Below are 13,647 nucleotides of genomic sequence, written 5' to 3'. Positions count from 1 at the left end.
CCGTAGGACACCGTAAGCGGCCGGAACAGTCACGAGCCCTGGGGGCGCCCGGTCACCTCGTCGACCCACGAGCGGACCAGTGCCAGTAGGTCGTCTTCGGTGTCGGCCACCTGGCTGACCGCTTCGCCGTGTGGCAGGTCGTCGACGCGGATCAGCCGCGCGGTGAAGCGGCCCTTGGCGGGCGCCCACACCCGGATCACCAGCGCTGCCGACGTCTCACTGTCGGCGGGATCGTCGGCCACGGGTCGGCTCCGTTCGTCGGCGGGTCGGCATCCTGGATCCTCCCTGCCCCCGCGTCACCGCGGCGTCACACCATCGGGCAGCCGCCGTACGGGTTCGGTGACGCGTCGGTGACGGCGGCTGCGGAAAGTAGGCAGCCAATGCGGGTGTAACGAAGGGAGACGCGGCCATGCCCATCAGTCCCACCTATCCGGGCGTCTACATCGAAGAGCTGCCGAGCGCGGTTCGGACGATCATCGGGGTGCCCACCTCGATCGCGGCCTTTGTCGGCACGGCACCGAGAGGTGCCGTCGACCGGCCGGTCCACATCACGAACTGGGGAGACTACGAGTCGGAGTTCGGTGGTCTCGACACGTCGAGCGACCTCAGCTACGCGGTTTACCAGTTTTACCAGAACGGCGGCAGCGAAGCCGAAATCGTCCGGATCGTGCGGACGGACCCCGGGGAAACCGGCACCAAGGCCACGTCGTCGGCGATCACAATCTCGGGCGCCACGGGCGACCTCGTCCTCGCCGCGGCGAGCCCGGGAAAGTGGGGTGACTCGCTGCTGGTCCGGATCGAGGCCAACCCCGACGACAACGGGACACCGCAGACCACCTACAACCTGGCCGTCCGCGACTCTTCCACCCGGGCTACCGAGAGCTATCTCAACGTCAGCACGGATCCGACGGCCCCCCGGGGTCTCGCGAAGCTGCTCGCGTCGTCCAGCCTGATCTCGGTGACCAGTGGCGACTCGAACCTGCCGAAGCCACACAAAGCGATCGACCCGAAGGACGGGTCACCGGACCCCTTCGACCCGAAAAAGCCGGACCGGTACACCCAGGCGACTGCGACCAGCGGCGCTGACGGCGACAAGCCCGGGGATGCGGACTACATCGGATCGGTCCTCGACAAGACCGGTATCAATCAGCTGATGAAGGCCGACATCTTCAACATCCTGTGCCTGCCGGGGCTCGCGGTTGACCACGCCTTTATCCCCACGGCGTTGAAGTTCTGCGTCGACCACCGCGCGATGCTGATCGCCGACCCGCCGGAGGGCTGGACGAGCGTGCAGGCGGCGTTCGACGGCGTCCGAGCGGGCACCGCGCTCACGGCCGAAGGCGGCGCCAATTCCGCGCTCTACTTCCCCCGCATCACGGCAGCCGACCCGAAACAGAACGGTTTCGTGCGGGAGTTCGCCCCCAGCGGCGTGATCGCGGGTATCTGGGCACGTACCGACGTCCAGCGTGGCGTGTGGAAGGCCCCAGCCGGCACCGACGCTACGCTGAACGGCGTTTCGAAACTCACGCTGAAGATGAACGATCTCGAGAACGGCCGGCTGAATCCCCAAGGGCTCAACTGCCTTCGCACGCTTCCCGTTTTCGGGAACGTGGCCTGGGGCGCGCGCACCGGGTTCGGTTCGGACCAGCGGGCCGACCAGTGGAAGTACGTCCCGGTGCGGCGGCTCGCGCTGTTCCTCGAGGAAAGCCTGTACCGCGGCACGCAGTGGGTGGTGTTCGAACCGAACGACGAGCCGCTGTGGTCCTCGGTGCGGCTCAACGTCGGCGCGTTCATGAACAACCTGTTCCGCCAGGGCGCTTTCCAGGGCAGCACCCCGCAGCAGGCCTACAAGGTGACCTGCGACGCGACGAACAATCCGCAGAACACCATCGACCAGGGCATCGTCAACATCCAGGTCGGGTTCGCGCCGCTGAAGCCGGCGGAGTTCGTCATCATCCAGATCCAGCAGCTCGCCGGTCAGATCCAGGTCTAGCCAGAGGGGACAACGCAGTCATGGTCGACAGCAAGACGAAACGACGTGATCCGTACAAGAACTTCCGGTTCCGGGTGAAGTTCAGCGGTGGCACCGAATACATCGCCGCGGTGACGAAGGTGACCGGGTTCAAACGCAGCACCGAGGTCATCAAGCACCGCAGCGGCGGGGACCCGGCGACCAGCTTCAAACTGCCAGGGCGGACCGAATACGACGCCATCACCCTCGAACGCGGAGTCACCAACGACAAGGTGTTCGAACAGTGGGCGAACCGCGTGTGGAGCTTCACCAACGCCTCCGGTGGGCTGGAGAGCTCGCTGAAAGACTTCCGCCGTGACCTGCTGGTCGACGTGTTCAACGAAGCCGGCCAGAAAGTGCTGTCCTATCAGGTCTTCAACTGCTGGGTCTCGGAATACCAGCCGGTGTCCGATCTGGACGCGAACGCGAACGCGGTGGCCATCCAGCACATCAAGCTGGAGAACGAGGGCTGGGTGCGTGAGGACCTGCCGGAGCCCGTCGAGAACAGCTTCGAAGACCCGAGCTGACCATGGCCGCGCTGACCGAGGCCGGGCTGCTGGCGGTCTGGGAAGCCGGTAGCGGACACGGCGGGGTGCGGCGGGCATTGGTGCTGGCGGCTTCGGGTGGCGCGAATCCGTCCACTGTGGCCGATCTCAGCATCGGCCGTCGCGCGGAGTTCGTGCTGGCCTTGCGGGAAAGGTGTTTCGGCAGCGTCCTGCCGAGCGTGGTGACCTGCCCGGGATGCGCGGAGGAGCTCGAGCTGGAGCTCACCGTCGACGACGTGCGCGCGGCCGAGCCCCAGAGCGAACGGCGGGTCCTCGTCGACGGCGTCGACGTGGAGTTCCGGCCGATCACCAGCCGGGACCTCCTCGAAGTCGGTCCGCACGAGCCCGACGCCCGCCGGCGACTGCTTTCCCGATGTGTGGTCGGCGCCACGCGGGACGGCCGGGAGATCGACGTCGGCGCACTGGGAGACCCGGTGCTCGACGCGCTGGCCGAAGCACTGTCCACTTGCGACCCGCAAGCCGACGTCCTGCTCGAACTGGACTGTGCGGCCTGCGGGCACGAGTGGAGCTCGCCGTTCGACATCACGGCCTACCTGTGGGGAGAGATGGACGTTTACGTACGACGCCTGGTGCACGACGTACACCTGCTGGCGAGCGCCTACGGCTGGTCCGAGGCCGAGGTGCTCGCGGTGAGCCCGGCGCGCCGCCGGTTCTACCTGGAGATGGCCTCATGAAGAACGACTTCGCGGACCGGCTGCTCGGCCGGACGGCTGCCCCGGCCGTGCGCCCCCTGCTGCCTTCGTTCTTCGAACCAGTCGCCGGATCGACCGCGCAGTCGGCCGCGCCGATGGGGGCGGTCACCGAAACCGCCGCACCGACGACGTCCGCCGGGCCCTCCGCCTCACGGACCCCGGTCCAACCCGACCCCGATGCTCCTGGCGTCCCCTCGGTCACACCGGTACGGGCGAGCGAAACCCCACTGCTGCCAGCAAATCCGACGCCGATCGGCTCCCCTCTGGCGGAGGTCCGAACGGTTCACGTGTCGCGGACACTCGCGGCGCCGGATCGGGAGTCGCTACCCGAGCGAACGGCTGAGCTGGACTCCGCGTCTGTCCCCGCACCGGCACAGACAGCGGTACCAACTCTGCCAACACTGCAGACGGGACATCCCGTGACGACGCCTGGTGCCGAGACGGCACGGCCGGAAGTCCCCATCCGGCCGCCGGACCCGGTGCACCACGCTCACCCTGTGCGCCCGGCCGCCGACGACGACCAGCCGCTGCACCCCGCTCACTCCGCTTACTCCACTGTCTCGGCCACGCGTCGTGACCAGCCGGTTCGCCCGGCTGCCGTGCCGCTCCCACCGGCCTCCCGGCGGTCCAGCCGGATGGCGGCCGAACCGACAGTGCACATCAGCATCGGCCGGGTCGAGGTCAAGGCCACAGCCGAGCCCGCCGCGCCGAAGCGGGCCGAACAGCCGAGACGCCCAGTGCTGAGCCTGGACGACTACCTGCGCGGACGGGCGGGAGGTGCCCGGAAATGAGTGACGTCTTCGCCATCGCCGCGGTCACCGAGACCCTCGGCCACCTGATCCACGCGGCCGTCGACCTGGCCGAACCGGGGAGCAAGGTGGTCACGATGCCGCCGAACGAGGTGGCCGTCAGCAGTACCGAATCCCGGCTGAACCTGTTCCTCTACCAGGCCGATGTGGACAGTTCACTGCGCAACGAGGATCCGCTCGACGTCCATCGCGGGGAAACCGCCGATCCCGGTGTGCCACTGGTCCTGCACTACCTGATCACGCCGTATGTCCCAGGTGGACACGACCCGGCCGCGCACCGGATGCTCGGGGCGGCGATCCGGACGCTGCACGACCATCCCGTGCTCACCCGCGATGACCTGCGCGGCGCGCGGACCCCCAGCGACGTCGGCGAGCAGCTGGACCGGATCCGCATCACCTGGCAACCGTTGGAAGAGAAGGACATCTACTCGCTCTGGTCGGCTTTCCAGACGCCGTACCGGCTTTCCGCGGCTTTCGAGGTGCGGGTGGTGCTACTCGACAGCGGGATTCCGATACGGGCGGGTGTGCCGGTGCTTTCGCGGGGCCGGAACGACCGCGGCCCGGTCGCCGACGCGAATCTCGACTCGCCGCTGCCGGTGCTCACCGCGGCTGCGCCCGCCCACCGGCAGACCGCCGCGCGGGCCGGTGAAGAGGTGACGCTGCAGGGTGTCAACCTCGACGCGGACACCGCCACCGTCGTGCTCAGTCATCCGCTGCTGAGCCGGCCTGTACCGGTTCGGCTGCTCAGCGCCGGATCGTCCGAAGTGCGGTTCACGCTGTCCGCCGCGAACACCGTCTATCCGGCCGGGCTGTGGTCCGTCGCACTCGAACTGGCGTCGGGCACCGGTGCCGATCGCGTGGTGACCACCACCAACGAGGTTCCGCTCTCGATCGCGCCGACCGTCACCGCGGGCCTCCCGTTGACGACCACCCGCGACGCCCGGCACACCATCGTCGTCGAGGTCACGTTCGTTCCGGGGCCTTTGCCGGGACAACAGGTTTCGCTGCTGTTCGGGTCGCGCTCGGTCGCGCCGAACGTGGTTCCGGGACAACCGCCGAGACCTCTCGACCACCCGCGGTTCCTCGTGACCGACGTCGAGCCGGGGCGTTATCCCGTGCGCCTGCGGGTCGCCGGGGTGGACAGCGTGCTGGTCGACCGGTCCGGCGACAAGCCGGTCTTCGACGGCACCCAGCTGGTCACGGTGAACCAGTGAACGCCGCTCAGGACTGGGAGACCGTGAACGGCCGGTTCCTGACCGCCTCACTGGAATGGTTGCGGCTGTTGTTACGCCTTGACGCCGACGAGGAACGGCTCGCTGCGGCAGAAGATGCAATCCGCGAGGCCGAAGCGTGCTCGCCACCGCCGGCGTTGGTGCAGCTCGCCCGGCAACTGGGCCTGTCGAGGTTCGAGCGGGACACGTTGCTGCTGTGCGCATCCGTCGAGCTCGATCCGTCGATCGCCGAGCTTTGCGCGCGGGCGCACGGAAACGAATTGACCCCGTACCCGACGTTCGGGTTGGCGATGAGCATCCTGCCGGAGGCGGCGTGGGAGATCGTCGCGCCGCAACGAGGCCTGCGCGGCTGGCGGCTGGTCGAAGTCACCGCACGCCCCGGCCAAGGGCTGATCGCCAGCGCGCTGCGGGCGGACGAGCGGATCGTCAACTACCTCAAGGGGCTCAACTACCTCGACGACCGGTTGGCGCCGCTGCTGGCTCCGCTCGAACCGGTTGTCGGCATCGACCTACCTCCTTCGCAGCAGTCCGTCGTCGACGGGATCCTCGCAGCGGACGGCCTGGTTGTTCAGCTCGCCGGTCCCGACGAGGTCAGCAAACAGCTCGTGGCGGCGCACGCCGCGGAGGAGCGTGGGTTGAGCGCGTTGCGGCTCGCGATCACCGCACTGCCCACTCACCCTGCCGAACTGGACGACCTCGCGCGCTTGTGGCAGCGCGAAGCGTTGCTGCTGCCGTTGTCGCTCTACCTCGATGCGGGCGATGCCGACGACTCGGACCACCACAGGTCGGCCGCGGCGCGCTTCCTTGGAAAAGTCGGCGGCTCCGCCGTGTTCGCCGCTCGGGAGAGCTGGAGCGACGTCGGTCGGCGGTCCCTCGTACTGGACGTCGAGCCGCCGACCCCGGCCGAGCGGGTCCCGGCGTGGTGTGCCGCGCTCGGACCCGGTGCCGAGACGGCAGACGTCGACTCGCTCGCCGCCCAGTTCGCGCTCGAAGTACCTGCCATCGCCCAGATCGGGGTCTCCTCCGGCGGGGATGCGGCTGAGGCGTGGAAGGCCTGCCGGGCTCGTACCCGCCCGCGGATGGACTCGCTCGCGCAGCGGCTGGAGCCGAAGGTGGATTGGGACGACCTCGTGCTCTCGCCCGCGGCCGACGGGTTGCTGCGGCGGATCGCGGAGCAGGTTCCTCAGCGCACCACCGTTTATGAGACGTGGGGGTTCGGTGATCGGGCCACCCGCGGGCTCGGGGTCAGCGTGCTGTTCGCCGGGCCCAGCGGGGTCGGCAAGACGATGGCGGCCGAAGTGCTCGCCCGCAGGCTGAACCTGGATCTGTACCGGATCGATCTGTCCGCGGTGGTCGACAAGTACATCGGGGAGACCGAGAAGAACCTGCGACGGCTGTTCGACGCGGCGGAGACCGGTGGGGCGATCCTGTTCTTCGACGAAGCCGATTCACTGTTCGGCAAGCGGACCGAAGTCAAGGACTCGCACGACCGCTACGCCAATATCGAGACCAACTTCCTGTTGCAGCGAATGGAGCAGTACCGGGGATTGGCGATACTGGCGACGAACATGCGCTCTGCGCTCGATACCGCGTTCCTGCGCCGGCTGCGATTCGTCGTCGATTTCACCTTTCCCGGCCCGGCGGAACGACGTGTCTTGTGGGAGAAGGCGTTCCCGGAGCGGGCGCCGAGGGGCGAGCTGGATTTCGACCGGCTCGCGCAGCTGCAGACCAACGGCGGGATGACTCGCAACATCGTGCTCAACGCCGCGTTCCTCGCGGCGTCGCGCGGCTCCGCGATCACCATGCCGATCGTGCTGGACGCCGCGCGGGCCGAGTTCGAAAAGCTGGAAATGCCGGTACGGGCGAAAGACTTCGCCTGGGAAGCGGGAGGTTCGTCGTGAACATCCGAGTGCGGATCGACCGCGTGGTGCTCGACGGGGTCAGCGGCGACCCTCGCGCGATCGAGCGGGCCCTGCACGCGGAGCTGTCCCGGTTGGTGCTGGCGTCTCCCCGGTCGACCTGGCAGGAGTCCCGGCGCCAACGCCGGGTCGAGGCGCCGCGGGTGTCGGCCGGACCGGCGGGCTCGCTGGGCCGGGGCATCGCCCGTTCGATTCACAGTGGACTTGTCGGAGGACGGACACCATGACCGCATTTCCTGAAGCACCACGTCCGGTCCGGGGCGGGTTCGTACTGGTGGACCCGGATCTCGGCCTGCCGAAGAACACGATCCCGTTCCAGTACAACCCGGACACGCTGACCCGGACCCTGCAGCCGCAGGGAATCGGCGGCGAGCCGGGTGACCGGCTGGAGGTGCTGCGGCTCAAAGGGCCGCCGCACGAGTCCTACAAGTTCGATGCGGAGTTCGACGCGACCGACGCGCCGGAGTCCTATCCGGACGGGCTGTTCCCATTACTGTCCACTTTGGAGCTGAGCATTTACCCCTCGACCGCCCAGCTGCTCGACGAGAACCGGCTGGCCGGGAAGGGCATGATCGAGATCGCGCCCGCCGAGTCCCCGCTGCTGGTGCTGGTGCTGGGCAAAAGCCGGGTGGTGCCGGTGCGGATCACCGACTTCAGCATTACCGAGGAGATGTTCGACCCCGCGCTCAACCCGGTCCGGGCGAAGGTCTCGATCGGGGTAAGGGTGCTCACGGTCGACGACCTCGGTTATGGCAACAAAGGCGGCTGGCTCTATCTCGGTTACCAGGGCCGCAAGGAAGGGTTCTCCGCCACCTTCGGCCACCTGATCGCCGAAGTCGGCCTGACCACAATCTGAAGGGGGAAACCGTGTTCTCGATGACCAGCCGTTACCAGGGCCTGCCCACTGTCACCTACGTCTCACCGGACGGCCGGAAGGTCGCGTATGTGCGGCGTCGTTTCCTGCCGCACCCCGAGGACCTCACGCAGATCGGGGAGTACCGCGTGCTGCCGGTGGATCGGCTGGACCGCGTCGCGGGCAAGGAGTTCGGCGACGCCGAGCGGGCCTGGCAGATCGCGGACGCGAACGGCGCGATGGACACCGATGAGCTGACCGCGGTACCCGGCCGGACCCTGCGGATCACCCTGGCGACTGTGCTGCCGATGGCCACCGGGATGGCCACCCGGCCAGGGGGTGCGGGTAATGGCTAAGAGCCTGCAGTTCCTGCTGATGATCGGCAACGTCGTCGCGGTGCCGGCGCCGCAGCAGCTGATGGACGCGCTGCAGTCCGCGCAGGTGACTTCGAGCGTCGACGGGCCCAGTGGGTTCCAGCTGACGTTCGCGGTCAGCAAGCGTTCGGTGATCACCGAGACGCTGCTGCCCGCCGGCGTGCTCGACCCGCCGGCGAGAGTGGTGCTCGCGGCCGTTGTCGGCGGGGCCACCGAAGTCCTGATGGACGGCATCATCACCCGTCATGAGCTCACCCCGAGCGACACCCCGGGCGCGTCCACCCTGACTGTCACCGGGTTGGACCTCACCGCGCTGATGGACCTGCGGCACGAAGAGGACTTCTTCCCCGCGATGCCGCTGCACCTGCGGGTGCTGCGCATCCTGATGAAGTACACGATGTATGGGATCATCCCGGCGCCGGTGCCCGCGGTGTTCCCGACCGCGCCGGACCCGCTCCGGAACATTCCGATCCAGTCGAGCACGGACCTGGACCACATCTACGCACTCGCGTCCGAGGCCGGCTACTCCTTCTTCCTCATCCCCGGTCCGAAGCCCGGGATCAGCACCGCGTACTGGGGGCCGCAGGCGCGTGCCGGGTTCGTGCAACCCGCACTGACAGTGGATTCGGGCACTACGGGCAATGTGGAATCCCTGTCGTTCGGTTTCGACGGGATGGCCAGGATGCAGTACACGATCCGCCTCACCGAACCGACCACCAAGATCGGGATCTCGATCCCGGTTCCCGATGTCTCGTTGCTCCGCCCGCCGCTCGCGGTAAGACAGGCGGTCACCCTCAAGGAGCAGCCGCTGCCCAACATCGGTGGCAGGCCGATCGTCGACGTCATGCTGCGCGGGCTGAGTCAGACGACCAAGGCGTCGGACGCGGTCACCGGCAACGGAAAGCTTGACGTGCTGCGGTATGGGCAGGTGCTCAAGGCCCGCAACCTCGTCGGCGTGCGCGGCGCCGGACTGGCCTACGACGGGCTCTACTACGTCAAGAAGGTCACCCACGAGATCAAACGCGGGGAATACAAGCAGAGCTTCGAACTGACGAGGGACGGCTTTGTCCCCTTCGTGGACAGGGTGGGCACATGACGACGGATGCGAAGAAGTATCACGGCCTCTACCAGGGCGTGGTGACGAACAACATCGACCTCACCAACGAGAACCGGGTGCTGGTCGGAGTCACCGACGTCCTCGGCGGAGATCCGTGTATCTGGGCCAGCGCCCACGCGGCCGCGCCCGGGATGAACGTCGTCCCGATGATCGGCTCCGGGGTCTGGATCCAGTTCCTCGACGGCGATATCGACCGTGCCGTGTGGACCGGGTTCTGGCGCGGCGGCGTCGGTGACGCGCCGCCGGTCGCGCAGACCATCCCGCCCGGCGTGCCGCAGGTCGTGCTGGGCACGCCGACGCAGAACTACCTGCTGATCACGGATCTGCCGGGGCCGACCGGCGGGATCCAGATCCAGCTGCACGGACCGGCCGGGCCGTTCATCAAGATGAACGAGCTCGGTATCCAGATTTCGAACGGACAGGGCGCCTCGATCACGTTGGGCCCGGGTCCGCTGGTCAGCATCAACAACGGTGCGTTGACCATTCCGTTCTAGAGGGGGAGATCATGCCGGGCTTCGTGATGACCACCGCGGCGGTGCTGACCTGTCTGCACCAGGGACCGGTGACCATAACGCCCAGCGGGCCGCCGCGGGTGCTGATGGACGGCGTTCCCGTGGTGGGTGCCGCCGACCAGATGATGGTCGCCTGCCCGAAGAACATCTGCGCGAACGTGGTGTGGGGCAACCTGTCCACCAGGGTACTGGCCGACGGGCAGCCGATCGTCCTGCAGGCCGTCCCGCCCGCGGGGTCGCCGGTGACCGCCGACGGAGTCTGCGTCCCGCCGGTGCCGCCCGCATCACCGCCGGCGCTGGTGGACTCCATGATCCCCCGCGCGATTGCGACGTGACCGCCATGACCGATCCTTTGTGGATAGACATCCCACTGGGCTTCGACGCCCGTGGCCGCACGGCGGGCACGAGCTATCCGAACCACGTGCTGGACATGATCGAGCAGGTGCTGTTCACCACCCCCGGGGAGCGGGTCAACCGGTCGGACTTCGGCTGCGGGCTGCTCACGCTGGTGTTCGAACCGAACAGCTATGAACTGGCGGCGACCCTGCAGCTGTCCGCATCGGGTGCGCTGCAGCTCTGGCTCGGTGACGTGATCACCGTGGAGTCGCTGGAAGCGACTGCCGAGGACAACGTGCTCCGGGTCGTGGTGCGCTACGTCATCCTGGCTACCGGCGAGCGCCGTACCGACGTCATCGAGGGGAGCGTGAACCGATGACCTGCACAGACGACCGGCGCCGGGAGAAGGTCCAGCAGGAAGGCATCAACGGGATCGACGGGGTCGGTGTCGACGGCGACCGGATCACCGTGATCTTCTTCGGCGACGCCCCGGAAGACCTGGTGCCGGAGAACTTCCGCATCGACGGCGGCCGCCGGATCACCGGCATCGAGGTCGTCGGCGTCCACTGCTGCGGCGAGGACGACCCGGAACTCTCCGGGCAGGTCGTGCTGACCGTCGACCGGATCGGTGACCTTTCAACGTATCGGCTTTCCGTGGTCGAGGTCGATTCCCGCGGTGAGCCGGGCACCGAGCCGTTTCCCGGGTTCGATCCGCGGTACTCCTTCCTGGACTTCACCTTCACGTTCGGTTGCGAGGACCTGGACTGCGCTCCCACCGGCGACAGTCCATCCGAAACTTACGCCGAGCCGGAAATCGACTATCTGGCAAAGGACTACGCGAGCTTCCGGCAGCTGCTGCTGGACAGGCTTTCGTTGACCACGCCGCGGTGGACCGAGCGGCACGTACCCGATCTCGAGGTCGCGCTCGTCGAACTCCTTGCCTACGAAGGAGACCGCCTCAGCTACCGGCAGGACGCGGTCGCGACGGAGGCCTATCTCGACACCGCGCGCAAGCGGGTGTCGGTGCGGCGGCACACCCGGCTCGTCGACTACCCGATGCACGACGGGTGCGCGGCGAGGGCGTGGGTGTGTGTGGAAGCGGGCGCCGAAGTCACCGTGCCCGCGGGCGACTTCCGGTTCGCCGCACTGGCGCCCGAGTCTCTGCCGGGCAAGGTCGCGCTGGTGCAGCGCGACCTAGACCAGCAGCGCGGGTTGCCGGCCTATGAGGTGTTCGAACCGGCGCAGGCCGAGGAGCTCACCTTCCACCCGGGTCACAACAAGATCAGCATCTGGACCTGGGGCGACAACGCGTGTGCTCTGCCTGCCGGGTCGACGTCGGCGACACTGGTGGACGGACCGCCGCAGCCAGGGAAACGTGCGCTCAGCCTGCAGCCGGGCGATGTGCTGGTGTTCGAGGAGGTCCTCGGTCCGAAGACCGGGAACCCGGCGGACGCCGACCATTCGCACTGCCAGGCCGTCCGGTTGACTTCGGTCACCCAGACAACGGACCAGCTGTATGCACAGCCGCTGCTCGACGTCACCTGGGAAACCGAGGATGCGCTGACTTTTCCTTTGTGTGTCAACGCCCGCGGTGGTCCGTTGTGCGCGGACCTCGAAGTCGGCGTGGCGCGCGGCAACGTCGTCCTCGTCGAGCACGGCCGGTCACTGACGTGGTGCGGGGCCGAACCCGAGCCGCTGGACCCCGTTCCCGGGCCCGAGCCCGGTGAACCTGGCTGCCCGGATCCGGTCGAGTTCGGCTGCCCAGACGAATTGCTGCCCGCCCAGCGGCCGGGATACCCGCCGCTGGTCGCCCGGTATGCACCTCGGCTCGGTTACTCGCCGGTGACGCAGAGTGCGCCGTTTCCGTTGCCTGCCCAGGTCGCCAAGGCCCAGGGGCGGCAGTTGGCCGGGGCGCCGGACCGCGCCCGCGCTCGGCTTCACGAGCTGTGGCGGTGCGGTCGACTGTCCGATGTGGACATCGAGTACCTGACCGTGCTGTTCGGTGCGGCCACCCTGCGCCGGGTCAGGCTCGCCGAGCATCCGCGCCGCGCGTTGCGGGAGCTCTCGGCCCGCTTCGGCGAGCTCCTGGAAGCGAAGCTCAACCGCCTCGCTGAACTGATCCGACGCGCTCGGGCAGGCTACGTCTTGGATTCCGGCGGCGAGGCTTGGGAGATCGGACAGACCTGGGGCGCGGAGGAAGGCCAGAACCTGACGTCGACGAGGGCGGCCTTCCGCGGGCCCGCGGCCCTCGCCGCGCAGCCCGACCCGCGGTCAGCCCTGCCTGCTGTGACACTCGACGACACCATCGGGCGGGAATGGACGCCGCGGCGCGATCTCCTCGACAGCCGGCCCACTGACCGCCATTTCGTCGGCGAACTCGACGACGAAGGCCTGCTCAGGCTCCGCTTCGGCGACGGCACCAACGGCATGAGCCCCACTCCGGGCACCGCATTGTCCGCGCGGTACCGGATCGGGAACGGTTCGGCGGGCAATGTCGGCCGCGAGGTGATCAACCGGATCGTTTTCTGCTCGACCCGCCAGGACGCGATCACCGCGATCCGCAACCCGCTGCCTGCCACCGGCGGCACCGATCCCGAACCGCTTTCCGAAGTGCGGGCAAGGGCTCCGCAGGAGGTCCGGCACCGGTTGCTGCGCGCCGTCACGGCCGAGGACTACGCGACCGTGGCCTCGGGCGTCACCGGGGTGCAGCGCGCCGCGGCCGACCTGCGCTGGACGGGAAGCTGGTACGAGGCGCAGGTCGCGATCGACCCGCTCGGCGCGGAGGTGGCGACCGCGTCCCTGCTCGACGCCGTCCGCGAGGCGCTGCACCCGTTCCGCCGGATCGGCCACGACCTGTCCGTGGCCACCGCCACCCTCGTACCGCTCGACGTCGCGCTCTGCATCGACGTCCAGCCGGACTACGTGGCCGGGCACGTCCGGGCGGCGCTGCTGCGCGCCCTCGGGGCTCTGTTCACCCCGGACGCGCTCACCTTCGGCACACCGATCCGGCTGAGCCGCCTGGTCGCCGCCGCGGCCGCCGTCCCCGGGGTGCGCAGTGCCCGGGTCACGAAGTTGAAGCGGCTGTTCGGTTTGCCCAGCGGGGCCTGGGAAAGCGGCCTGCTCGACATCGGGCCACTGGAAGTGGCCCAGCTCGACAACGACCCATCCCGGCCGGAGAACGGCCGGTTGACCCTGGACCTGCGAGGTGGCAGATGAGTTGCGGCTG

Annotated in this window: 15 protein-coding genes; 14 read left to right on the top strand and 1 reads right to left on the bottom strand. The window is 68.4% G+C overall.

Annotated elements, in window-relative coordinates:
• Positions 1-29 precede the first annotated feature (29 nt).
• Positions 30-242: a hypothetical protein gene (locus JWQ81_RS17695; protein WP_297542831.1), complete on the bottom strand. Its 213-nt coding sequence runs from the start codon at positions 240-242 to the stop codon at positions 30-32.
• 167 nt (positions 243-409) lie between these two features.
• On the opposite strand from JWQ81_RS17695, the gene JWQ81_RS17690 reads away from it, so the two are divergent.
• From JWQ81_RS17690 to JWQ81_RS17625, 14 genes are read left to right on the top strand one after another with little or no spacing between them, the layout of a single operon-like run.
• Complete coding sequence (locus tag JWQ81_RS17690; protein WP_297542829.1) at positions 410-1,993, top strand: phage tail sheath C-terminal domain-containing protein; 1,584 nt, start codon at positions 410-412, stop codon at positions 1,991-1,993.
• Positions 1,994-2,013: 20 nt separating this feature from the next.
• Entirely contained in the window at positions 2,014-2,538 is a 525-nt protein-coding gene (locus tag JWQ81_RS17685) for a phage tail protein (RefSeq protein ID WP_297542827.1), read from the top strand.
• Between the two features lie 2 nt (positions 2,539-2,540).
• Positions 2,541-3,251 carry a hypothetical protein gene (locus JWQ81_RS17680; RefSeq protein WP_297542825.1) on the top strand — a complete coding sequence of 237 codons (711 nt, stop codon included), beginning with the start codon at positions 2,541-2,543 and terminating at the stop codon, positions 3,249-3,251.
• Positions 3,248-4,060, top strand: a complete 813-nt coding sequence (locus JWQ81_RS17675) for a hypothetical protein (RefSeq protein ID WP_297542824.1) — start codon at positions 3,248-3,250, stop codon at positions 4,058-4,060. Before JWQ81_RS17680 ends, JWQ81_RS17675 begins: the two co-directional genes overlap by 4 nt.
• Positions 4,057-5,292: a DUF4255 domain-containing protein gene (locus tag JWQ81_RS17670; protein WP_297542822.1), complete on the top strand. Its 1,236-nt coding sequence runs from the start codon at positions 4,057-4,059 to the stop codon at positions 5,290-5,292. The genes JWQ81_RS17675 and JWQ81_RS17670 overlap by 4 nt, the downstream gene beginning before the upstream one ends.
• Complete coding sequence (locus JWQ81_RS17665) at positions 5,289-7,211, top strand: ATP-binding protein (RefSeq protein ID WP_297542820.1); 1,923 nt, start codon at positions 5,289-5,291, stop codon at positions 7,209-7,211. The genes JWQ81_RS17670 and JWQ81_RS17665 overlap by 4 nt, the downstream gene beginning before the upstream one ends.
• Positions 7,208-7,456 carry a hypothetical protein gene (locus JWQ81_RS17660; RefSeq protein ID WP_297542818.1) on the top strand — a complete coding sequence of 83 codons (249 nt, stop codon included), beginning with the start codon at positions 7,208-7,210 and terminating at the stop codon, positions 7,454-7,456. The genes JWQ81_RS17665 and JWQ81_RS17660 overlap by 4 nt, the downstream gene beginning before the upstream one ends.
• Positions 7,453-8,085 carry a hypothetical protein gene (locus JWQ81_RS17655; RefSeq protein ID WP_297542816.1) on the top strand — a complete coding sequence of 211 codons (633 nt, stop codon included), beginning with the start codon at positions 7,453-7,455 and terminating at the stop codon, positions 8,083-8,085. The genes JWQ81_RS17660 and JWQ81_RS17655 overlap by 4 nt, the downstream gene beginning before the upstream one ends.
• 20 nt (positions 8,086-8,105) lie before the next feature.
• On the top strand, positions 8,106-8,438 hold the full coding sequence (locus JWQ81_RS17650; RefSeq protein ID WP_297542814.1) for a LysM domain-containing protein: 333 nt from the start codon (positions 8,106-8,108) through the stop codon (positions 8,436-8,438).
• Complete coding sequence (locus tag JWQ81_RS17645) at positions 8,431-9,552, top strand: hypothetical protein (RefSeq protein WP_297542812.1); 1,122 nt, start codon at positions 8,431-8,433, stop codon at positions 9,550-9,552. The genes JWQ81_RS17650 and JWQ81_RS17645 overlap by 8 nt, the downstream gene beginning before the upstream one ends.
• Positions 9,549-10,067, top strand: coding sequence for a phage baseplate assembly protein V (locus tag JWQ81_RS17640; protein ID WP_297542810.1), 519 nt, complete (start codon positions 9,549-9,551; stop codon positions 10,065-10,067). The genes JWQ81_RS17645 and JWQ81_RS17640 overlap by 4 nt, the downstream gene beginning before the upstream one ends.
• Before the next feature lie 11 nt (positions 10,068-10,078).
• Positions 10,079-10,420 (top strand): hypothetical protein, encoded by a 342-nt coding sequence (locus JWQ81_RS17635; RefSeq protein WP_297542808.1) that lies wholly within the window; start codon positions 10,079-10,081, stop codon positions 10,418-10,420.
• Between the two features lie 5 nt (positions 10,421-10,425).
• Positions 10,426-10,800: a GPW/gp25 family protein gene (locus tag JWQ81_RS17630; protein WP_297542806.1), complete on the top strand. Its 375-nt coding sequence runs from the start codon at positions 10,426-10,428 to the stop codon at positions 10,798-10,800.
• Positions 10,797-13,637 (top strand): putative baseplate assembly protein, encoded by a 2,841-nt coding sequence (locus JWQ81_RS17625; RefSeq protein ID WP_297542804.1) that lies wholly within the window; start codon positions 10,797-10,799, stop codon positions 13,635-13,637. The genes JWQ81_RS17630 and JWQ81_RS17625 overlap by 4 nt, the downstream gene beginning before the upstream one ends.
• The last annotated feature ends 10 nt before the right edge of the window (positions 13,638-13,647 follow it).

The sequence above is a fragment of the Amycolatopsis sp. genome, assembly GCF_025464955.1.
GTDB lineage: Bacteria > Actinomycetota > Actinomycetes > Mycobacteriales > Pseudonocardiaceae > Amycolatopsis.
Note: the sequence above shows the minus strand (reverse complement) of the source record. Positions and strands in the feature narration are given on the sequence as shown.